This is a genomic window from Streptomyces sp. CNB091, assembly GCF_000377965.1.
Map to the genome: position 1 here is coordinate 14,972 of NZ_KB899010.1, position 21,350 is coordinate 36,321.

Sequence of the window (21,350 nt, forward strand, 5' to 3'; positions counted from 1 at the left end):
AGGTAAGAACGGGGTCATGGACACCAAAACGCTTGCCCGCCGGTTCCTGGAAGAGTCAGCAGACGACGACCGCGAGTCCGTCTACGCACACCACTGCACAGCCGACTACGCCGAGCACGACCCCAACATGGAGCAGGAGACCGTGGGTCTCGCGGAGGCCACGCGTTCGTACCGAGAGGTCCGCGAGGCCTTCGAAGTCACCCACACCGCGCAGAGCTTGGTGGCCGAAGGCGATCTCGTCTGCTCACGATTCATCATCCACGGCCGCCACACCGGCGACTACCGGGGAAACCCGCCCAGCGGCAGAGCGTTCGAGACGACCGGCCACGTCACCTTGCGGTTCCAGCAGGGCAGGATCGCCGAGAGCTGGTTCAACTACGACCTGGCCGGCGCGCTCGAACAGGTCGGTGCTCCCCCGGCCACCGGCCTATGAGGAGTGAGGACGCGTATGCCGCACACGACGACGCCCGACGGGGTCGGTATCGCCTATCAGGTCCAGGGCGACGGGGCTGCTCCCCTGCTCCTCCTGGCGGGGCAGGCCAACAACCACCACTGGTGGGACTCGGTGCGCGGCGACTTCCACGACGCCCGCAGCACCATCACGTTCGACTACCGGGGCACGGGGGAGAGCGGTAAACCCGATCTGCCCTACAGCACCGAGCTGTTCGCCCTGGACGTGATCGCGGTGCTCGACGCCCTCGGTATCGAGCGGGCCGATGTCTACGGGACGTCCATGGGCGGGCGGGTGGCCCAGCAGCTCGCGGCGCGCCATCCCGAACGCGTACGCGCCCTGGTGCTCGGGTGCACATCGCCCGGCGGCCAGCACGCCGTCGAACGCACCAACAACGTGCGCAGGTCCCTGGTGCAGACGCGACCGGGTGCGGCACGGCAGGCCCTGCTGGAGCTGATGTACACCCCGGCCTGGCTGGCGGCGAACCCCGGACCGTACCGGACGCTCGGCGACCCGGGCATGCCCGCCCACGCCCAACGGCGTCACCTCGCGGCCGGCAACCAGCACGACGCGTGGCAGCTCCTGCCGCGTATCGGCGCGCCCACTCTCGTCGTTCACGGCACCGATGACCTGCTCAACCCGACCGCCAACTCTCCGCTGCTCGCGGAGCGTATCCCCGGCGCCCGTCTGCACCTGGTCCCCGGAGCGCGGCACGCCTACTTCGAGGAGTTCCGCGCCGTCGCGAGACCGCTCGTCCTGGACTTCCTCACCACCGTCACGCAGCGGTAGGAGCGGGCCGGACGCGCGGTGGACGTCGACGCGATCCTCATGGGGATCCCTTCCGGCGTGCGGTGGACACGGCAGCGGTGTTCGCGGCGACGATCACCGCGATGGCCAGCCAGGCGAGGGCATCGAGCCGCTGCCCGAGAACGGCGAGGCCGACCAGGGCGGCGAAGACCGGGTTGACGCTCATGAACACGCCGAAGAAGTGGGCCGGGACACGGCGCAGCGCGAGCAGGTCGGCCAGGAACGGCACCGCCGAGGAGAGCACCCCGGCGACGAGGGCACAGCCCAGCGCGGTGGGCGTGGGCGGGTGATGCCACAGCACCCAGGCGCCGACGGGCAGGTAGAGCACGGCGGAGACGATCGCCGCGGCGGCCGAGCCCTCCAGGCCGGGCAGGCGGGTCCCGACCGTCCGGTTGAGCAGGATGTAGCAGGCCCAGCAGGCCGCCGCCAGGAGGGCCAGGCCGATACCCGGGTAGTCGGTGGAGGGCGTGGGCCGCATGAGAACGGCCACCGCGCCCGCGGCTGCCCCGGCGGCGACCAGGTCGATCCGGCGGCGGGAGCCGGCCAGGGCGACGGTCAGCGGGCCGAGGAACTCCAGCGTGACGGCAAGACCGAGGCCGATCCTGTCGATCGCCATGTACAGGGAGAGGTTCATCCCGGCGAACACCAGGGCGAGGCCCAGGACGGGACGCCACTGGGCGGCGGTGAAGTGCCGCAGCCGTGGCCGGCCGACGGCGCCGAGGATCACGGCGGCCACCCACTGGCGTACCGCCACCACCCCAACGGGCCCGATCACCGGGAAGGCGAGCGCCGCGACGGAGGCACCCGCCTGGTTGGACAGGCCGCTGCCCAGCATCAGGGCCACACCGGCTCCACGCCCCGTGCCCCGTGGTGGCGCCACCCCGTCGGCCCCGGTCGGGCGGGGCGTCGAGGTCGGAGAAGTATCGGTCTTCATGCCCCGACGATGGGAGAGCCACCGCCCCGCGCAAAATGCATCCGCGCACGCATCTATACGATGGGCGTATGGATGAGTCGGGGAACACGGCGCGTGCGCTGGAGCTGAAGCAGCTCCGGTGTCTGGTCGCCATCGTGGACACCGGCAGTTTCACCGACGCCGGCCGCGCACTCGGTATGTCGCAGGCCGCCGTCTCCCGCACCCTCGCCGGCCTCGAAAGCCTCCTCGGGGTACGGCTGCTGATCCGCACCAGTCGCAGCGTCGCCCTCACCGCCGCGGGAGTCCGGGCGCTGGCCCGCGCCCGCATCGTGCTCGCCGGCACCGAGGAATTCGTCCGCGAGGCCACCACCGGGCACACCCGTGTGCACATCGGTCACGCCTGGTCCGCCTTCGGCCGGCACACCACCGAGTTCCAGCGCCGCTGGCACGAACAGCACCCCGGGACCGACCTGCGCCTCATCCGTCACAACTCCCCCACCGGCGGCCTCGCGGAAGGGCTGTGCGACCTCGCCGTCATCCGTGCTCCGATCGACCTCAAGCCGTGGTCCCACGCCCGGATCGGCACCGAGGCCCGCTACGTGGCCATGGCGTCCGACGACCCCTGGGCCCGCCGCCGCGGTGTCCGCCTGGACGAGATCCCGACCCGTGCCCTGGCCATCGACCGCCGCACAGGCACCACCGCTCTGGATCTGTGGCCGGAGCAGGACCGGCCGAGGGTCGAGTTCACGCAGGACATCGACGACTGGCTGGCCGCCATCGCCACCGGCCGCTGTGTCGGGCTCACGCCTCAGGCCACCGCGGCCCAGTACCGCCGTGACGGCATCACCTACCGTCCTCTCCGGGGGGCCGACCCGGTCACCGTCCACCTCATCTGGCACGCCCACGCCACCCACCCCGCCACGCATCCCGCGATCGCCCTCGCCGCCGGCCTCTACCGCGAGGGCCGCCCCGGCGCGGGCCCGCGCGGATGACGCGCTACGAGCAGGTGTACGCACCGACCGGGAGGGAGTTCAGGCGCCTTCCGCTCTCCCCCGGGGTCCTTCCAGCAGACCGAGCTCCAGTGCCTTGACCACCGCGTGCGTACGGTCGGCGACGTCGAGTTTGGCGAAGACCCTCAGCAGATGCGTCTTCACGGTCGCCTCCGCGATGACCAGCCGACGGCCGATCTCCACGTTGGACAGCCCGTCCGCCACCGCGCCCAGCACATCCACCTCCCGTGGCGTCAGCGTCACCGGCGTCGGCCGCCGCATCCGGGCCACCAGCCGCGCCGCGACACGCGGAGCCAGCACGGTCTCGCCCCGGGACGCGGAGTGGACGGCCTGCACCAACTGCTCGCGGGTGGCGTCCTTCAGCAGGTAGCCGATGGCGCCTGCCTCGACGGCGCGCTCGATCTCCGCGTCGGTCTCGTACGTGGTCAGGATCAGCACGCGGGTCCGGGTGGGCCCGGCGACGATCTCCGTCGTGGCGCTCGTCCCGTCGAGGACGGGCATCCGCAGGTCCATCAGCACCACGTCGGGCTCCAGCCGTTCGACGAGACCGACGGCCGCCCGGCCGTCCTCGGCCTCGCCGACGATGTCGATGGTGGGTTCGTTCGCCAGCAGGGCGACAACCCCGGCACGCATCACGGTGTGGTCGTCCGCCACGAGGATCCGGAGCTTCTTCTCCGCTGTCGGCCCGTGTGTCATCTCAGTCCTGCCCGTCGGTGGGAATCATGGCCAGGACGCGGGTACCGTCGCCGACCGAACTGGTGACGGTGAGCTCGCCGCCCAACTCGGCCAGGCGCTTGCGCATTCCGTGCAGCCCGAAGCCGTGGGAGTCCTCCGTCACGAAGCCCGCGCCGTCGTCGGTGATCTCCAGCTCGATCCCGTACGGCTGCGCGGTGAGGACCACCTCCACGGTGGAGGCCGCCGCGTGCTTGCGAATGTTGGCGAGGGACTCCTGGGTGCAGCGCAGGAGAGCGATGCGGGTCTGCTGGTCGCAGGTGACGTCCGGCAGTTCGGAGGTGACGCGGGTCCCGGTGTCCTCGGTGAACCGCCGCAGGGTCCGTCGCAGGGTGTCCGCCACCGAGCCGGCGGCGACACCGCTCTCCGGGGCCGAGCCGACGAGGACGCGCGCCTCGGCGAGGTTCTCGCGCGCGGTGTTCTCGATGGCGAGCAGGTGTTTCCCGCTCCGGCCCGGGTCGGTCGCCAGACCGGATCTGGCCGCCTCCGCGAGCACGATGATGGACGCGAATCCCTGGGCGAGCGTGTCGTGGATCTCCCGCGCGAGCCGTTCGCGCTCGTCCGCCGCCCCCTGGCGGTGGTGTGCTTCGATGAGCCGGAGCCGTGTCTCCTCCAGTTCGGCGCTCAGTCGGCGGGCCCGCTGGTCGGCGTCCTCGGTGATGTGGCGCACCCCCAGCCCGATGAGCACGCCTGCCGCGTACCCGATGATCGTGAAGATCACGTTGCCGGTGAAGAACTCCCCGCCCCAGCCCTGCCGTACCGCGTTGCCGGCCACGACGCCCGCCGCGGCGAGACCGCTCAGGACGATCGCGGCACGCGCGCCCGCGGTGTAGATCCAGAAGTGCGGCAGTGTCACCACGAAGAGCGCCGCGCTGCCGTCGAGCAGGTACGACATGGCTCCGAGGCCCACGACGAGTACGTACAGGTAGGGGCGGGGGCGCAGGGCGGGGTTGCCGGGGAACAGCCCCACCGCGCCGTACGACAGGGCGAGCACGGCCAGCAGTCCCAGCACCGGGAAGCGCGTCGTCCCGGGTGCGTCGGCGACCGCGAGGGCCGGCGGGACCACGCCCAGCAACACCCAGAAGACGGCGTTCCACCGGTGCAGCGACGGTACGGTCAACGCGGTGGCGGGCTGCGGCCGTTGATTCACCGCGTCAGCCTACTTCCGCCAGGGGCTCGGCGGCGGGTTCCTGCGCCCGCCCGAACCGGCCGGGGCGCCGGGCCTGCCACCAGGCACGCTCGCCGAGGAGCAACAGCACCGACGGCAGGACCATGAGCCGGATGACCACGGCGTCCAGGAGGACCGCCACGGCCAGGCAGAACCCCATCTGCTTCATCTCGGTGAGGTGCAGGGCCACGAACGCGCCGAACACCGTCACCATGACGATCGCCGCGCTGGTCACCACCTTGGCCGACTTGTTGATGCCCTCCAGGACGGCCTCACGGGCGGACATGCCGTTCTGCCTGGCCTCCTGGATCCGGCTGACCACGAACACCTGGTAGTCCATCGACAGGCCGAAGAGGATCACCACGAGGAACAACGGAACCCTGGACGCGATCGCCCCGAGGGAGTCGAAGTCCAGCGGTACCTCCGCCCACGTCCCCTGGAAGACCAGGACCAGCATGCCGAGCGAGGCGCCGGCGGAGAGCAGATTCAGTACGACGCCGATGACGCCGATGATCACGGAGCGGAACGCCCACACGGTCATCAGGAAGGTCATCAGCAGCAGGAAGCCGAGGACCAGCGGCAGCTTGTCGCTCTCGTGACTCACGTAGTCGCGGCCGCGAGCGACGTCGCCGCTCACCGCAGTCTCCACGCCGGACAGTCGGCCGACGGTCGCGGGGATGTGGTCCTGGCGGAGGTGGGTGAGCGACGCGATCGCCTCGGCGGAGGGCGCGGGATGGGGGACCGAGAGTTCCAGCACGCTGATCCGGCCGTCGGCCGACGTACGAACCGTCGCCTCGGATATCGCCGGGGTCTTCGGGTTCGTGAGGCCCTCCGCGCCCTTCGGGTGCTGCGCGAACAGGGGGTCCCCCTGGGCTCGTCGGCCGAGGTCCTCCAGGGCCTGCTTCACCTGTGCCGCCTGCTCCGGCGTGGAGCGGGTGACGACCTCGTGGGTGACGAGGAGTTCGGGGAAGCTCTCGGTCAGCCGGTCGTAGACCCGCATGGCCGGGATGTCGCGGGAGAAGGTGTCCCTTCCCGGGTCGATCAGTTTCAGGCCGAGCGCGGGGACGGCCAGGCCGAGCATGACGAGGACCGACAGGCTCAGGGTGAGGGCGGGGCGGGTCCGGGCCGGGCGCAGCAGAGCGGCGAACACCCGTCCCGTCTCCGGCTTCCCGGCCCGGGCCGGCTTGCCGCGGGCGGCCCGGCGGGCGGTCCTGCGGGGGGCGAGGCGGTCGGTACGGCGGCCGATGACGACCAGCAGCGCGGGGAGCACGGTGAGCGAGCTGGCCACGGCGACGGCCACGACGAGAATGGTCCCGGTCGCCAGTGAGGAGAAGATGACGTCCGTGGCCAGGTACAGGGTGGCGGTGGAGACGATCACGGCCAGACCCGAGACCACGATGGCCCGGCCCGCTGTCGCCGCGGCCAGCTCCACGAGGGCCTCCGGGCCGAGCCGCCCCTCGGCGCGCGCCCGCTCCTCCCGTTCGCGTTTCAGGTAGAAGAGCGTGTAGTCGACGCCGACCGCCAGACCGATGAGCAGGATGAGGTTCGTCCCGACCCCCGCGTCGGGCATGACGTGCGAGGCGACCATGGACAGTCCGATCGCCGCGGCGATCGAGGAGAGCGCCAGCAGCAGCGGCACACCCGCCATGATCACCGAGCCGAACACGATCAGCAGGGTGATGACGGTGACGGGCAGGCTGATGCGTTCGGAAAGCGCGAGATCCTCGTCGCGCTGGTCGTTGACGCCCTTGCTGATGGCGGGGGATCCGGTCTCCTCCACCACCAGGTCCGGGTGGTCGGCGCCGACGGCAGCCGTCTGCTCCAGGAGCGGCACGACGTTCTTCCTGCCTTCCAGCTCCGGGCCGTTCAGGACCACCGAGACCAGCAGGACCTCGCCGTCCTTCGAGCGGACGGGAGCGGCCACGCTCTCCACCTCGGGCAGGGACCGCATCCGCACGGTCACGTCCCGGGCCGCCGCACCGGCCGCCGCCATGTCCAGCTCCCCCGTCCTGGCCCGGATCATGATCCGCTCGGTGGGGGAACGCTCCAGGCCGCCCTCGGTCGCCGTCGCCTCGGCGCGTCCCGCCTCGCCGACCCAGAAGTCCTTGGTGGTGGCCTCGTTGGTGCCCAGCGCGATGCCGGCCACGAGGCACAGGACGACGAACGCGAACCAGCCGGCGATCGCCCGCCCGGCGTGCCGGGCGCTCCATCGGGCCATACGTACAGGTAGGTGTCTCATGCCGGAAATCCTGGCCGCAGGGGTGGGGCGCCCGGCACGTCCTGCCGACTGAACCTGTTGTCCACCGACCGGTGGACAAGGAGGCCGCCGGGGCCGCCGACAGGGTCGGGCGGTCGTGCTTCCCTCCGGCTGCGCGAGAAGGGTCCTGGGGCGGCGCAACACGTCGACCTGATGGGAAGGGGACAGGGTTTCTGCGCGTATGGAGATCGACGGTCTTCCGGAATGCGTCGGGCACGCGCAATGCCGTTCCCCGGCTGATGCCGATCGCCGCTTTCCCGCCCTTGCCGAATGGTGTCGCCGCGCGTACCTGGGCCGGCCGGTCAGGGTCCGCGGATCAGCCGTTGGGGGTGTGCTTGCCGCTGGGGAGGAGGTTCCAGGCGGCCCGGTCGGCGGCCCGGAGCGACCCGAAAGCGGCGCTGCATCCGGCGAGGGCCGCCCGGATCCCGAGCAGGAAGAAGTCCCTGGCCGGCCCGGTCAGCGCGGCGATGCCCCGGGGAACGCCACAGGCGGGCCCGCCGACCACCGGGACGGAGCGCTCGTAGCGTGGTCGGGCTCCGGGTCCGGAACCGGCGCGGATGGGACGGGTGCGGCGGGCTCCTGGGGAGCGCTGCGTTCACCGTCCGGGAAAGTCATGGTCTTTTCCTGGGAGGTCGGTTCAGGACCGCTCTGAAATTCGCATGCGATCCCGTTCCCCATGTCGTCCCGTTTCCGTCGACCGACCCCGGGGCTTGGATATCCCAGGGGGGTGTCTCGTCGATTCCCGGCGAAACCCGTGACGTTCCGGAACAGTTCGACGAAGAGGAGGTCGCGCACGTCCGTGCGGCGGGAGGCCGGGCGAGCCGGGCCTCCGCCGCACGGGAGAGCCCTGCTCAGCCGATGGGGCCGCCCGGGCGGGTCGGCACGCCCACCGGCGTCGCCAAGTGGCTCCCGGGCCGCAGAAGTTCTTCGGTCGGAAGCGTTGACGAAACATTCCACGTGGCCCTAGCTTCATCGCGTCGTACTTCGTACGTCATATATGAGACGCGATACGCGAGATGTGAGAGCCCGTCACCCATGACCTTCGCCCCTGCCCCGATCCCGTCCCGGACCCAGTACGTGCTGGAGGCCATCAAGCACGCCATCCTCACCGCGCAGTTGAGACCGGGACAGGCGCTGGTGGAGACCGAACTCGCCGCGCAGTTCGGGGTGTCGAAGACCCCCGTCCGCGAGGCGCTCAAGACGCTCGCGGGCACCGGACTCGTGGTGATGAGCCAGTACAAGGGCGTCACCGTGCGGCTCGTCGACGCGACCATGGCCAGGGAGGTGTACGACGTGCGCCTTCTGCTGGAACCGGAGGCGCTGCGCCGCTCCATCACCCGGGGCGCCTCGTTGGAGGCGGCCCAGGAGGCCCTGGAACGGGCCGACTCGGCGGCCGACACGGCGGACAGGTCGCTGGCCAACCGGGACTTCCACCGGGCCCTGTACCTGCCCTGCGGCAACCCGCTGCTCTCCCGGATGCTCGACGAGGTCCGCGACCAGGCGGCGCTCGTGTCGACCGTGGCCTGGTCGGCCGTCCCGTCCTGGGAGCGCGAAGCGGCCGAGCACCGCGAGATCCTGCGGCTCGCCCTCGCCGATGACGCGGAGGCCGCTGCCGGGGCTCTGCACCACCACATCGCGTCGTTCGTGCGCCGCGCCTTCCCCGACGACGAAGACGGGGGCGACGCCGCGTGAACCGCCCGCTGGGGGCGCTCCACCAGCACCTCGAAGAAAGGCCAGTCCGCATGGACCACTCACCGCTCAAGGCGGCCCTCGCAGACGTTGTGGCGATCCCGGTGACGCCGTTCGCCGAGGACGGGACCATCGACGTCGCGACCCACCGCCTCCTGATGCGCAGGCTGCTCGACGGCGGCGTCCGCACCATCACCCCGAACGGCAACACCGGGGAGTTCTACGCCCTCACCCCCGACGAGCGGCGCCTCGTCACCGAGCTGACCGTCGAGGAGGCCGCGGGGCGCGCCACCGTCCTGGTGGGCGTCGGTCACGACGTGCCGACCGCAGTGGCCGCGGCCGAGCACGCCGCCGAGGCCGGTGCGGCCATGGTGATGGTGCACCAGCCGGTGCACCCGTACATCGCGCAGGAGGGGTGGGTCGACTACCACCGGTCGATCGCCGAGGCCGTGCCGCAGCTCGGCGTCGTCCCCTACGTCCGCAGCCCGCTGCTGGCCGGCGAGCGGCTCGCCGAACTCGCCGACGCCTGCCCCAACGTCGTCGGCGTGAAGTACGCGGTCCCCGACGCGGCCCGCTTCGGCGCCTTCGCCCGGGACGCCGGTCTGGAACGGTTCGTCTGGATCGCCGGCCTCGCGGAGCTGTACGCCCCCTCCTACTTCGCCACCGGCGCCACCGGCTTCACCTCCGGTCTCGTCAACGTCGCCCCGGCCGTCTCCCTCGACATGCTGGAGGCGCTGCGGGCCGGGGACTACGTGGCGGCGATGAAGGTCTGGGAGCGTATCCGCCGCTTCGAGGAGCTCCGCGCCGCGGAGCAGTCCGCCGACAACGTCACCGTCGTGAAGGAAGCCCTGTCCGCACTCGGGCTCTGCCGCCGCGACGTACGCGCTCCGAGCCGGGTCCTGCCCGAGGACCGGCGCGCCGAGGTCGCCGGACTGACAGCCGAGTGGTCCCTGTGACCGACACGTCCACCCGGGACCCGGGAACCGGCCGTATCGCGCCCGAGGAGCTGCGCAGCCACCGGTGGTACGGCACCGACGGGCTGCGGTCCTTCAGCCACCGGGCCCGCACCCGTCAGCTCGGCTACCTCCCCGAGGAACACCTCGGCAAGCCGGTCATCGCGGTGCTCAACACCTGGTCCGACATCAACCCGTGCCACACGCATCTGCGCGAACGGGCACAGGCGGTCAAGCGGGGGGTGTGGCAGGCGGGCGGGTTCCCGCTGGAGTTCCCGGTCTCCACCCTCTCGGAGACCTTCCAGAAGCCGACCCCGATGCTCTACCGCAACCTGCTGGCGATGGAGACCGAGGAGCTGCTGCGCTCCTACCCCGTCGACGGGGCCGTACTGCTGGGCGGCTGCGACAAGTCGACGCCCGCGCTGCTGATGGGCGCCGCCTCCGTGGACCTGCCGACCGTCTTCGTGCCCGCCGGGCCGATGCTGCCCGGGCACTGGCGCAACGAGGTCCTCGGCTCCGGCACGGACATGTGGAAGTACTGGGACGAGCGGCGGGCCGGGAACATCGGCGACTGCGAGATGGCCGAGCTGGAGAACGGTCTGGCCCGCTCCCCCGGCCACTGCATGACGATGGGCACCGCCTCCACCCTGACCGCCGCCGCCGAGGTGCTGGGGGTCACCCTGCCGGGCGCCTCGTCCATACCCGCCGTCGACTCGGGGCACGAGCGGATGGCCGCGGCCTCGGGGCTGCGCATCGTCGACCTCGTCACGCGGCAGGTGACGTTGTCGCGGATCCTGACGCCGGAGGCGTACGAGGACGCCGTCGCCACGGTTCTCGCGCTCGGCGGCTCCACCAACGCCGTGATCCATCTGATCGCGATGGCGGGCCGGTCCGGCGTGAAGCTCACCCTGGACGACTTCGACCGGATCGCCCGTACGGTGCCCGTCCTCGCCGACCTCCGTCCCGGCGGGCGGTACCTGATGGAGGACTTCCACTTCGCCGGCGGTCTGCCCGGCTTTCTGGGGCGGCTCACCGACGTACTGCACCTGGACCGGCCCACGGTCGCGCACGCCACCCTGCGCGAGCAGCTCGACGGGGCCCCCGTCCACAACAGCGACGTCATCCGCGAACGCTCCGACCCGCTTGCCGGGGAGGGCGGGGTGGCGGTGCTGCGCGGCAACCTCTGTCCCGACGGGGCCGTCATCAAGCACATCGCCGCCGAGCCGCGCCTGCTGCGCCACACCGGGCCCGCCGTCGTCTTCGACGACTACCGCGAGCTCCAGCGCACGATCAACGACCCGGCCCTCGCTCTCACTCCGGACCATGTGCTCGTGCTGCGCAACGCCGGGCCCCAGGGCGGCCCCGGCATGCCCGAGTACGGCATGCTGCCGATCCCCGACTACCTGCTGAAGCAAGGTGTGCGGGACATGGTGCGGATCTCCGACGCGCGGATGAGCGGCACCAGTTACGGAGCGTGTGTGCTGCACATCGCGCCCGAGTCCTTCGTCGGCGGTCCGCTCGCCCTGGTCCGCACCGGCGACCTCATCACGCTGGACGTCGAGGCCCGGCTCCTGCGGCTCGATGTCGACGACGAGGAACTGGAGCGACGCAGGGCCGCCTGGTCCCCACCGCCCGCCCGCTACGGACGGGGCTACGGGGCGCTGTACCAGGACCAGATCACCCAGGCCGACACCGGATGCGACTTCGCGTTCCTGGCCCGGCAGGGAGAGGTGCCCGACCCGTACGCGGGATGAACCGGGTCCCGTGACCGTACGCGGGCCGACCGGCCCCCCTTCTGTACCTCGATCCCCCGGGTCGCTCCAGCCCTTCATGGCAAGCGCTTTCACAACCAGCGGCCGACAGGCCCGAACGTCCAGCGCATCCAGCACCTCCCAGAGATCGGAGACGCGTCATGGCCCCAACCGCAGCCGTGGCCACACCGCCGCCCAAAGAGTCCCGGCGCCGCCGGGCGACCCCTCGCCGCCTGCCCTATCTGCTGATCGCGCCGGCGGGCCTCCTGATGCTGGGCTTCATCGCCTACCCGGTGCTCAGCGTCTTCTACTACAGCCTGCAGAACTACAACGTCACCAAGCCGTGGCGGAACGGCTTCGCCGGGCTCGACAACTTCCGGCGCGTCTTCACCGAGGACGACCAGTTCTGGCCGACGCTCGGGTTCAGTGCCCAGTGGGTCTTCACCCAGGTCACGCTCCAGCTGCTCCTCGGCCTGGCACTCGCGCTGATCGTCAACCAGACGTTCATCGGGCGCGGCATCTCCCGGGCCATGGTCTTCTCCCCCTGGGCCGTCTCCGGTGTGCTGACCAGCACGATCTGGATCCTGCTCTACAACTCCTCGACGGGGTTCAGCCGCTACCTCGCGGACGCCGGGATCGGCGAGTACGGCACGTCGGTGCTCTCGGACACCGGAACCGTCTTCTGGGCGGCCACCGTCACCGAACTCTGGCGCGGTGTCCCCTTCTTCGCGATTCTCATCCTCGCCGACCTCCAGTCCGTCTCGAAGGAGTTGTACGAGGCGGCTTCGGTCGACGGCGCGGGCCGGCTGCGGCAGTTCTTCCACATCACGCTGCCCCACCTGCGGGACGCGATCATCCTCGCCACCCTGCTGCGCGGGGTCTGGGAGTTCAACAACGTCGACCTGCTCTACACCCTCACCGGCGGCGGGCCCGCGGGCGAGACCACCACCCTGCCGCTCTACGTGGCCAACACCGGCATCGAGGGTCACGACTTCGGGTACGCCTCCGCGCTCACCACCGTCGCCTTCGTGATCCTCCTCTTCTGTTCGATCGTCTATCTGCGCCTGAGCAAGTTCGGAGGCGACCGCACGTGACCGCCCTGCTCACCGAGAAGAACGGAACCGCTCGGCGGTCCTCCGCTCCCGGCTCCCCGCCGTTCTCCCCGCGCCGCCGCCCCGGGCGGGAGCGCGCCTTCGACGACGTGCCACGCTGGCAGATCTATCTGCCGCTCGGCCTCTACCTGCTCTTCACGCTCATCCCGTTCTACTGGATGCTGCTCTTCGCCGTACGGCCCGCCGGTTCCACGTCGCTGGTGCCCTGGCCGATGACCGGAGCGCACTTCTCCAAGGTCTGGAACGAGCGGAGCTTCGCCGTCTTCTTCCAGAACAGCATGATCGTCGGCGTCGCGACGCTCGTCGCCACGACCCTGGTCGCCCTGGCAGGCGGCTACGCCCTGGCCCGGTTCGACTTCAAGATCAAGGGCGCGTTCATGCTCGCGCTGCTCTGCTCGCAGTTCATCCCGGGCGCCCTGATGCTCGTACCGCTCTTCGAGATCTTCCGGAACCTCCAGATGATCAACTCGCTGGGGAGCGTCGTCATCGCGGAGACGGTGTTCCAGCTCCCGCTGTCGATCATCCTGATCAGCGGCTTCATCAAGAACGTCCCCGTCTCCCTGGAGGAGGCCGCCTGGGTCGACGGCTGCTCGCGCTTCACCGCCTTCCGCACCGTCGTCCTGCCGCTCCTGCGCCCCGGGCTGATCGCCGTCGGCTCCTTCGCGTTCGTGCACAGCTGGAACCACTTCCTCTTCGCCCTGATGTTCCTGAGCGAGCAGGACAAGCAGACGATCCCGGTCGGTCTCAACACGCTGATCGGCGCGGACAGCGTCGATCTGGGCGCGCTCGCGGCGGGCGGTGTCATCGCGGCCGTTCCCGTGGTGATCGTCTTCGCCTTCATCCAGAAGTGGCTCATCACGGGCTTCAGCGCCGGCGCGGTGAAGGGATGAGGAAAGTGACCGCCCCCTCCGCGACCCCCTCGGCGACCCCGGCCGCCCGCGTGCCCGCCGTCCCGGCCGCGCCCGTGCCCGTCGTCCTGGCCGGCGCCCGGGGCCACGGCCGGTGGCACCTCGCCAATGTGCGCCGGCTCCAGCACCAGGGCCGGGTCAGGCTGGCCGGCATCTGCGAGCTGGAGCCCCTGACCGCCGGCGAACTCGCGGCCTCCGGCTTCGGCCCCGACGAGTCGCCCGAGCAGTCCGACGACTTCGGGGCGCTCCTGGACGGCACCGGAGCCCGGGCGGCCATCGTCTGCACCCCGATCCAGACCCACACCGAGCTGGCTCTCACCGCCGCCGCCCGGGGCGTCCACCTGCTGCTGGAGAAGCCCCCCGCCGCTGGCTGGGCCGACTACACGCGGATGGCCGAAGGCGTCGAACGAGCGGGCATCGCCTGCCAGGTGGGGTTCCAGTCCTTCGGGTCGCACGCCCTGCCCGCCATCCGCGAGCTGGTGGCCACCGGAGCCATCGGGACCGTCACCGGTTTCGGGGCCGCCGGGGCGTGGGTCCGGGACGACGCCTACTTCCGGCGGGCGCCCTGGGCCGGGCGGCGCAGGATCGGCACGACCGACGTGGTCGACGGCGTCCTCACCAATCCCCTGGCGCACGCCGTGGCCACCGCGCTCGAACTGGCCTGCCGGGGCCGGTCCGAGGAGGTCACCGCCATCGAGACGGAGCTGTACCGCGCGCACGCCATCGAGGCGGACGACACCAGCAGCATCCGCGTCACCACCGCCGAGGGGCCGTGTGTCACCGCCGCCGTCACCCTGTGCGCCGAACGGGCCGGGGAGCCGTACGTCATCGTGCACGGCGAGAGGGGCCGGATCACCTTCTGGTACAAGCAGGACCGCGTCCTGGTGCAGCGCGCCGGACGGGGCCCGGAGGAGACCGTCCACGGGCGGACCGATCTCCTGGAGAACCTCCTCGACCACCTGGAGCACGGCACACCGCTGCTGGTTCCCCCCTCCTCCACGGGGGCTTTCATGCGCGTCGTCGAGGCCGTGCGCACCGCCCCCGAGCCCGGCCCACTGCCCGACCGTGCCTGGGAGACCCGGTACGACGGGCCGGACGGCGGGGCGCGGCGGGTCGTGCCGGGCATCGACTCCCTGGTCGCCGCCGGGGCCGAGTCCCTCCGCCTCTTCTCCGAACTGGGCGCCCCCTGGGCCCGGGTGGGCGAGGCGGCCGCCTCATGACCCAGCACGCCACCGACCCGTTCCCCGACCTGCCGGCCACCCTTGCCTGCGGCTCCGACACCGTCGCCCACTACGGCTACGCGCCGGGCGCGGACGGCCGCCCCCGCCTCCACCCCGTCACCACCCTCGGCGGGGTCACCGTCACCGAGGAGCGCCCCGCCGACCACCTCCACCACCTGGGCGTCTCCGTCGCCGTCCCCGATGTCGCCGGGTACAACTTCTGGGGCGGGCGCACCTTCGTACGGGGCCGGGGGCCCACCGCACTCGACAACCACGGCGTCCAGCGCCACCTGGCCCGGCCCCAGCGCAGCCCGAACGGCTTCACCCAGGAGCTCGGCTGGGAAGCCGCCGGCGCCGAGCTCCTGCGCGAGCACCGCACCCTGTCGGCCACCCGGACCTCCGGCACCACCTGGGAGCTGGACTTCTCCTTCGTGCTCACCAACCCCGGGGACACGGGCCTCTCCATCGGCAGCCCGGCGACCAACGGCCGGCTGGGCGCCGGGTACGGCGGCTTCTTCTGGCGCGCCCCCAAGGAGGCCGTACCGCCCACCGTGTTCAGCGCCGCGCACGAGGGTGAGAGCGAGGTCCACGGCCGCACCGCCGACTGGCTGGCCCTGGCCGGGGACGGCTGGACGCTCGTGTTCGTGGGGGCGACCGAGGAGACCCGGCGCGACCCGTGGTTCGTGAGGACCTCCGAGTACCCGGGCGTCGGCTCCAGCCTCGCGGCGCACGAGCGGCTGCCCGTACCCGCCGGGGCCTCGGTCGTGCGCCGGATCATCACCGTCGTCGTGGACGGCAGGCCGGACCGGGAGACCGCCGCCCGGTACGCGCGCGAGGCGGTGGCCCGGTGAGCCGGCCCTGGATCTCCGACCTCGGTGACGGGACGTACCGCAACCCGGTCCTGAACGCCGACTGGTCCGACCCCGACGTCGTCCGTGTCGGTGACGACTACTACCTCACCGCTTCCAGCTTCGGCCGCTCCCCCGGGCTGCCGCTCCTGCACTCCCGCGACCTGGTCAACTGGACCGCCGTCGGGCACGCGCTGGACCGCCTCCAACCCGAAGCGGAGTTCGCCGCTCCTCGCCATGACCGCGGGGTCTGGGCCCCCTCGCTGCGCCACCACGGCGGACGTTTCTGGATCTTCTGGGGCGATCCCGACCACGGAATTCAGCAGATCAACGCGGACCGCGTCGAGGGCCCTTGGACCGCCCCGCATCTGCTCAAGGCGGGCAAGGGGTTCATCGACGCCTGCCCGCTGTGGGACGAGGAGACCGGCGAGGCCTATCTCGTCCACGCGTGGGCCAAGTCCCGCTCCGGCGTCAAGAACCGGCTCACCGGCCACCGGATGAGCCCTGACGGCCGCGAACTCCTCGACGGGGGATCGACGTTGGTGGACGCCGACCGGCTGCCGGGCTGGTTCACCCTCGAAGGCCCCAAGCTCTACCGGCGCGACGGCTGTTTCTGGATCTTCGCGCCGGCCGGCGGCGTGGAGACCGGCTGGCAGGGCGCCTTCCGTTCCCGGGACTTCTTCGGCCCGTACGAGGAACGCGTCGTCCTCGCCCAGGGCCGTACCAGCGTCAACGGCCCCCATCAGGGCGGCTGGGTGCACACCTCCGCGGGCGAGGACTGGTTCCTCCACTTCCAGGCCCGGGGAGCGTACGGGCGGGTCGTCCACCTCCAGCCGATGCGCTGGGACGCCGAGGGCTGGCCCGTCATCGGCGACAGGGGCGAGCCGGTGCCCCGGCACACCAAACCTCTCGCCCCCGCCCAGCCGGTGGCGGCACCCGCCGTCGACGACGACTTCCCCGGCGGCCGCCCCGGGGCCCAGTGGCAGTGGACGGCCAACCCGCGCCCCGACTGGACCACCCGGCACAGCGGGGACGGGGTGCGGCTCACCTGCGTACGGACCGCGTACGAGCACGACCTGCGGCTGCTGCCCAACGTCCTGGTCCAGCGGCTGCCCGCCGAAGAGTTCACCGTCGACGTGGAACTCGCGCTGGACAGCGGCGAACCGGGCGCCAAGGCCGGACTCGCCGTGGTGGGCGACGCCTTCGGCTGGATCGGCCTCGCGGTCGCCGCCGACGGCACACCGCGGCTCGTCCACCGCTTCGCCGAGGGTGTCGCCGCACACGAACGGGACGCGGCCGAGCCCCGCGCCTCCCCTGACGGGCGGGCCAGGCTGCGCGTCGAGGTCACGGCGGGGGCCCGCTGCCGCTTCTTTGCCGACACCGGCGACGGGTTCCGGCCCTCGGGCCAGGTCTTCGCCGCCACCCCCTGGCGCTGGGTCGGGGCCCTCCTCGGGCTCTTCGCCACCGCGCCGGCCGGGACGGGCCCCGCCGGAACGGCCCGCTTCACCGCTTTCCGCGTCACCGGCCCCAACCCCCCGCAGAAGCGCACATGTCATGACCCATCACACCCACATCACCAGCAGACAGAAAAGAGCCGACGATGAACATCTCGAAGACACAGCGGGGGCGTGCCACGGCCGCGATCTCCCTCACGGCGGTGCTCGCGCTGACGGCCACCGCGTGCGGCGACGACGGCAGCGGCTCCGGCACGGAGGGCAGCGGAAAGGGCGAGATCACCTTCTGGGACAACAACGGCGGTCCGCGCACCGCCGTCTGGACCGAGATCATCAAGGACTTCGAGAAGCAGCACCCGGACATCAAGGTCAAGTACGTCCCGATCCCGATCGCCGACGTCCAGTCCAAGTACGACACGGCGATCGCGGGCGGCGGGCTGCCCGACGTCGGCGGCGTCGGCACGGCCTACCTGGCCAACATGGTCTCCCAGGAGGCTCTGGAGCCGGTCAACGACCGGCTGGAGAAGTCCACGCTGAAGGGCAAGCTGGTCGAGTCCATGGTCGAGAGCGTCCGCGCGGCGGCCGGGCGGGGCGACGACGTCTACTCCGTACCGACCTCCGCGAACAACGGTGTGCTCTGGTACCGCACCGACCTGTTCGACCAGGCCGGTCTGAAAGCTCCCGACACCTGGGCGAATTTCTACACGGCGGCCGAGAAGCTGACCGACGCGAAGAACAACAAGTTCGGCTACACGATCCGCGGCGGCGCCGGCTCCATCGCACAGGCCCTGGACGCCGTCTACGGGCAGTCCGGCATCACCGAGTTCTGGGACGGCGACCGGACGACGCTCAACGACCCGAAGAACGTCGCCGCTCTGGAGAAGTACGCCGGGCTCTTCAAGAAGACCACGCCCGCCGCCGACGTCAATAATGACTTCACCAAGATGGTGGCCCAGTGGGACACCGGCACGATCGGCATGCTGAGCCATAATCTGGGCTCCTACCAGGACCATCTGAAGGCTCTCGGCGAGGACAAGTTCGCGGGCATACCCGCGCCCATCGGGGACGGCGGCACCCGTGTGCAGGTCTCCAATCCCGTCGACGGCCTCGGTCTCTTCCGATCGAGCCAGAACAAGACCGCGGCGTGGAAGTTCATCGAGTTCGCGGCCTCCCACGCGTCCAACAGCAAGTGGAACGAGTCGGCGGGCGCCATCCCGGCCAACACCGAAGCGGCGAAGGACCCCTGGATCACCGAGACCGAGTCGACCGCGCTGGCCGCGAAGACCCTGACCGACGGCTCCACGAAGGTCGTCGATCTGCCGTACTACCTGCCCGACTGGAACAACATCAGCAAGGCGGACAACGAGCCGGAGTTCCAGAAGGTGCTGCTCGGCAAGATCACGGCCAAGGCGTTCCTGGACGACATGGCCGAGCAGTTGAACGCCGCCAACAAGGAGTGGAAGGAGATCGGCAACGGCTGATCCGGTCTCCTCCCCTGTCCCTCCCCCATGACGGGGGCCGGCGGCGGTCCGGGTCGCGCTCCGCCGCCGGTCCCTCTCCCGCGCAAGCGCGCACACAAGAGAGGCAGCCCTCCGTGTCACTCACCCGCCGACAGACCGCCGCCGCACTGCTCACCGTGCCCCTGGGCCCGGCCCTCGCCCTCACCGCCACCCCCGCGCTCGCACACGGCGGAGGGGGCGGGGGCGAGGGCGGCAGACCCCGGCCCCGTACGATCCACATCGCCGGGGACTCCACGGCCGCCGTGAAACACGCCGACGCCGCGCCCGAGACGGGCTGGGGCATGGCGCTCCCCTTCTTTCTCACCGATCGGCTCCGGATCGCCAACCACGCGGTGAACGGCCGCAGTTCGAAGAGCTTCTTCGACGAGGGCCGCCTCACCGCGCTCCTGGCCGGTGTCCAACCCGGCGATCTCGTCCTCGTCCAGTTCGGCCACAACGACCAGAAGACCGAGGACCCGGCCCGCGGCACAGACCCGTACACCACCTATCAGGAGTACCTGCGCCGATACGTGAAGGGCGCCCGCACACGACGGGCCCTGCCGGTGTTCGTCACCTCGGTCGAGCGCCGCCGGTTCGCCGCCGACGGCACCGCCCGGCCCTCGCTCGGCGAGTACCCGGCGGCGATGCGCACCCTGGCCGCCGAGGAGGGTGTCCCCCTGGTCGACGTCCAGGCGCTCTCCCTCGCCCGCTGGCAGGAGCTGGGTCCGGACGGTACCGAGGCGTGCTTCCTGTGGCTGGATCCCGGTGACTCGCTTAACCACCCCGACGGCGCCCGGGACAACACGCACTTCAGACCGGCGGGCGCCATCGAGGTGGCCCGGCTCACCGCACGGGCGCTCCTGGGCGAGGACGTGCTCGCCCTGCGCGACGTCCGCCGCCTGGACGACCGGGTCCCGGCGGAGTGGATCACCTGGCCCGGCCAGGTCTGACGCACTTCCCCTCCCCCGTTCCTCTCCTCGGTCTTCATCCCTTCTTCCTCTTTCCGACGACACAGAAGGATTCGCCATGCCCGCACGCAAGCGTCATACCCGCGCCATCGCCGTGACCCTGGGCTGCACCTCTCTGGCCCTCGCCCTCAGCACCCCGGCCCTGGCCACCGGGCAGCCGAGCCACGCCGGCCCCGGCGTCGAGCGCGCCGTACTGCCCGCCGGAGACGGCTGGGCCGCAGCCGAGGGCTCCACCACGGGTGGCGCGAACGCCACCCCCGACCACGTCTACACGGTGACCGACCGGGCCGAGCTCATCGCCGCCTTCGCGGAGGCGGGCGACGCACCGAAGATCATCAGAATTTCCGGGACCGTGCACGGCAACTCCGACGTCAACGGCACGCCGATCGGCTGCGAGCACTATCAGACCGGCGGTTACACGCTGGAGAAGTACCTCGCCGCCTACGATCCCGAGGTCTGGGGCCGGGACACGGTCCCCTCGGGTCCGCTGGAGGAGGCCCGCGTCGCCTCCGCGAAGCGGCAGGCGGCCGCCGTCACCATCAAGGTCCCCTCCAACACCACCCTGGTCGGGGTGGGGAAGAACCCGAAGGTCATCGGGGCCTCGCTCCAGGTGCGGGACGTCTCCAACGTCATCATCCGCAACATCGGCTTCGAGGACACCTACGACTGCTTCCCCCAGTGGGACCCCACGGACGGGGCCGAAGGCGCCTGGAACTCCGAGTACGACAACCTCGTCGTGTACGGATCCCGCCGCGTCTGGGTCGACCACAACACCTTCAGCGACGGCGACCGCCCCGACGCGGACCAGCCCCACTACTTCGGCCAGGTCTACCAACAGCACGACGGCCTCTTCGACATCGTTCGCGGCGCCGACCTGGTCACCGTCTCGTGGAACGTCCTCAAGGACCACGACAAGACCATGCTCATCGGCAACAGTGACGGCGCCGGCGCCACGGACCGGGGCAAGCTCCGCGTCACGCTCCATCACAACCTCTTCAAGGACGTCAAGGAGCGGGCCCCGCGCGTGCGGTTCGGCCAGGTCGACGCGTACAACAACCACTTCGTGGCGACGAAGGGCAGCGCCTACGGATACACGTTCGGCATCGGCGCGGAATCCCGACTGGTCGCCGAACACAACGCGTTCACCCTCACGCGGGACGTGGACCGGGCGACGATCCTGAAGAAGTGGTCGGAGTCGCCCCTCACCGCGAGGAACAACTACGTCGACGGGCGGAAGACCGACCTGGTCGCCGTGCACAACGCGGGTGTGCCGGGCGAGCACCTCACCGAGGGCGCCGGCTGGACGCCCCGCCTGCGGACGGCGGTCCACCACCCGCTCGTCGTACCGGTGCTCGTGGCGCTCAAGGCCGGAGCGGGCAGGGCGAGCGTGAGCGGTCGCTGAGAGTTTGTCCCCGACCGCACGCGCCCGGAGGCAACCGCCCCCGGAGCGCCTCACCCGGCCGTAACCGCCCCCGGCCTCGCCGTCGCGGGCGCGACCGTCCCCGCGCCTCATCACCCCTCGACCCGACTACCCCGATCCGGCCGGAGCGGCACCGCATGCTTTCCACCATCCCGGAGAGCGCCGCTCCGGCCTTTCGCCGCTCACCCCG

At 71.3% G+C, this 21,350-nt stretch carries 19 protein-coding genes; 14 read left to right on the forward strand and 5 right to left on the reverse strand.

What is annotated here, in order from left to right:
- Window positions 1-16 precede the first annotated feature (16 nt).
- Complete coding sequence (locus tag D581_RS0130590; RefSeq protein ID WP_018960926.1) at window positions 17-433, forward strand: ester cyclase; 417 nt, start codon at window positions 17-19, stop codon at window positions 431-433.
- Between the two features lie 15 nt (window positions 434-448).
- Window positions 449-1,240 (forward strand): alpha/beta fold hydrolase, encoded by a 792-nt coding sequence (locus D581_RS0130595; protein WP_018960927.1) that lies wholly within the window; start codon window positions 449-451, stop codon window positions 1,238-1,240.
- 37 nt (window positions 1,241-1,277) lie between these two features.
- Here D581_RS0130595 and D581_RS0130600 read toward each other — a convergent pair whose 3' ends face one another.
- Window positions 1,278-2,192, reverse strand: a complete 915-nt coding sequence (locus D581_RS0130600) for an EamA family transporter (RefSeq protein WP_078625967.1) — start codon at window positions 2,190-2,192, stop codon at window positions 1,278-1,280.
- 68 nt (window positions 2,193-2,260) lie between these two features.
- Between D581_RS0130600 and D581_RS0130605 the strand changes: the two genes are divergently transcribed.
- On the forward strand, window positions 2,261-3,163 hold the full coding sequence (locus D581_RS0130605) for a LysR family transcriptional regulator (RefSeq protein WP_018960929.1): 903 nt from the start codon (window positions 2,261-2,263) through the stop codon (window positions 3,161-3,163).
- 39 nt (window positions 3,164-3,202) lie between these two features.
- On the opposite strand, the gene D581_RS0130610 is transcribed toward D581_RS0130605, so the two are convergent.
- The 4 genes from D581_RS0130610 to D581_RS0130625 form a co-directional block, all read right to left on the reverse strand.
- On the reverse strand, window positions 3,203-3,877 hold the full coding sequence (locus tag D581_RS0130610; protein WP_018960930.1) for a response regulator: 675 nt from the start codon (window positions 3,875-3,877) through the stop codon (window positions 3,203-3,205).
- A gap of 1 nt (window position 3,878) precedes the next feature.
- Window positions 3,879-5,063, reverse strand: coding sequence for a sensor histidine kinase (locus D581_RS0130615; protein ID WP_018960931.1), 1,185 nt, complete (start codon window positions 5,061-5,063; stop codon window positions 3,879-3,881).
- 4 nt (window positions 5,064-5,067) lie between these two features.
- On the reverse strand, window positions 5,068-7,320 hold the full coding sequence (locus D581_RS0130620; RefSeq protein ID WP_026291055.1) for an MMPL family transporter: 2,253 nt from the start codon (window positions 7,318-7,320) through the stop codon (window positions 5,068-5,070).
- A gap of 334 nt (window positions 7,321-7,654) precedes the next feature.
- Window positions 7,655-7,843: a hypothetical protein gene (locus D581_RS0130625; protein WP_018960933.1), complete on the reverse strand. Its 189-nt coding sequence runs from the start codon at window positions 7,841-7,843 to the stop codon at window positions 7,655-7,657.
- 530 nt (window positions 7,844-8,373) lie between these two features.
- Here D581_RS0130625 and D581_RS0130630 point away from each other — a divergent pair.
- The 11 genes from D581_RS0130630 (at window position 8,374) to D581_RS0130680 (ending at window position 21,142) form a co-directional block, all read left to right on the forward strand.
- The gene (locus D581_RS0130630; RefSeq protein WP_018960934.1) at window positions 8,374-9,030 is read left to right on the forward strand and encodes a GntR family transcriptional regulator; all 657 of its coding nucleotides are present in this window, start codon (window positions 8,374-8,376) and stop codon (window positions 9,028-9,030) included.
- Window positions 9,031-9,080: 50 nt separating this feature from the next.
- Complete coding sequence (locus tag D581_RS0130635; protein WP_018960935.1) at window positions 9,081-9,983, forward strand: dihydrodipicolinate synthase family protein; 903 nt, start codon at window positions 9,081-9,083, stop codon at window positions 9,981-9,983.
- Window positions 9,980-11,734 (forward strand): L-arabinonate dehydratase, encoded by a 1,755-nt coding sequence (araD, locus tag D581_RS0130640; RefSeq protein WP_018960936.1) that lies wholly within the window; start codon window positions 9,980-9,982, stop codon window positions 11,732-11,734. Before D581_RS0130635 ends, araD begins: the two co-directional genes overlap by 4 nt.
- Before the next feature lie 158 nt (window positions 11,735-11,892).
- Window positions 11,893-12,825, forward strand: a complete 933-nt coding sequence (locus D581_RS0130645) for a carbohydrate ABC transporter permease (RefSeq protein ID WP_026291056.1) — start codon at window positions 11,893-11,895, stop codon at window positions 12,823-12,825.
- Window positions 12,822-13,733, forward strand: coding sequence for a carbohydrate ABC transporter permease (locus D581_RS0130650; protein ID WP_018960938.1), 912 nt, complete (start codon window positions 12,822-12,824; stop codon window positions 13,731-13,733). Before D581_RS0130645 ends, D581_RS0130650 begins: the two co-directional genes overlap by 4 nt.
- Window positions 13,730-14,971 carry a Gfo/Idh/MocA family protein gene (locus D581_RS0130655; protein ID WP_026291057.1) on the forward strand — a complete coding sequence of 414 codons (1,242 nt, stop codon included), beginning with the start codon at window positions 13,730-13,732 and terminating at the stop codon, window positions 14,969-14,971. The genes D581_RS0130650 and D581_RS0130655 overlap by 4 nt, the downstream gene beginning before the upstream one ends.
- Entirely contained in the window at window positions 14,968-15,822 is an 855-nt protein-coding gene (locus D581_RS0130660) for a DUF6807 domain-containing protein (protein ID WP_018960940.1), read from the forward strand. The genes D581_RS0130655 and D581_RS0130660 overlap by 4 nt, the downstream gene beginning before the upstream one ends.
- Window positions 15,819-17,423: a glycoside hydrolase family 43 protein gene (locus tag D581_RS0130665; protein WP_018960941.1), complete on the forward strand. Its 1,605-nt coding sequence runs from the start codon at window positions 15,819-15,821 to the stop codon at window positions 17,421-17,423. The genes D581_RS0130660 and D581_RS0130665 overlap by 4 nt, the downstream gene beginning before the upstream one ends.
- Entirely contained in the window at window positions 17,420-18,754 is a 1,335-nt protein-coding gene (locus D581_RS0130670; protein ID WP_018960942.1) for an ABC transporter substrate-binding protein, read from the forward strand. The genes D581_RS0130665 and D581_RS0130670 overlap by 4 nt, the downstream gene beginning before the upstream one ends.
- A gap of 113 nt (window positions 18,755-18,867) precedes the next feature.
- A complete protein-coding gene (locus D581_RS0130675) occupies window positions 18,868-19,722 on the forward strand; it encodes a rhamnogalacturonan acetylesterase (protein ID WP_018960943.1) in 855 nt (284 codons plus the stop codon).
- 76 nt (window positions 19,723-19,798) lie between these two features.
- Complete coding sequence (locus D581_RS0130680; RefSeq protein ID WP_018960944.1) at window positions 19,799-21,142, forward strand: pectate lyase family protein; 1,344 nt, start codon at window positions 19,799-19,801, stop codon at window positions 21,140-21,142.
- Window positions 21,143-21,350 lie beyond the last annotated feature (208 nt).

Coding starts and splice junctions, on each gene's coding strand:
- D581_RS0130590 (WP_018960926.1), top strand. CDS start 17: ATGGACACCAAAACGCTTGCCCGCCGGTTCCTGGAAGAGTCAGCAGAC.
- D581_RS0130595 (WP_018960927.1), top strand. CDS start 449: ATGCCGCACACGACGACGCCCGACGGGGTCGGTATCGCCTATCAGGTC.
- D581_RS0130600 (WP_078625967.1), bottom strand. CDS start 2,192: ATGAAGACCGATACTTCTCCGACCTCGACGCCCCGCCCGACCGGGGCC.
- D581_RS0130605 (WP_018960929.1), top strand. CDS start 2,261: ATGGATGAGTCGGGGAACACGGCGCGTGCGCTGGAGCTGAAGCAGCTC.
- D581_RS0130610 (WP_018960930.1), bottom strand. CDS start 3,877: ATGACACACGGGCCGACAGCGGAGAAGAAGCTCCGGATCCTCGTGGCG.
- D581_RS0130620 (WP_026291055.1), bottom strand. CDS start 7,320: ATGAGACACCTACCTGTACGTATGGCCCGATGGAGCGCCCGGCACGCC.
- D581_RS0130630 (WP_018960934.1), top strand. CDS start 8,374: ATGACCTTCGCCCCTGCCCCGATCCCGTCCCGGACCCAGTACGTGCTG.
- D581_RS0130635 (WP_018960935.1), top strand. CDS start 9,081: ATGGACCACTCACCGCTCAAGGCGGCCCTCGCAGACGTTGTGGCGATC.
- D581_RS0130645 (WP_026291056.1), top strand. CDS start 11,893: ATGGCCCCAACCGCAGCCGTGGCCACACCGCCGCCCAAAGAGTCCCGG.
- D581_RS0130655 (WP_026291057.1), top strand. CDS start 13,730: ATGAGGAAAGTGACCGCCCCCTCCGCGACCCCCTCGGCGACCCCGGCC.
- D581_RS0130660 (WP_018960940.1), top strand. CDS start 14,968: ATGACCCAGCACGCCACCGACCCGTTCCCCGACCTGCCGGCCACCCTT.
- D581_RS0130670 (WP_018960942.1), top strand. CDS start 17,420: ATGAACATCTCGAAGACACAGCGGGGGCGTGCCACGGCCGCGATCTCC.
- D581_RS0130680 (WP_018960944.1), top strand. CDS start 19,799: ATGCCCGCACGCAAGCGTCATACCCGCGCCATCGCCGTGACCCTGGGC.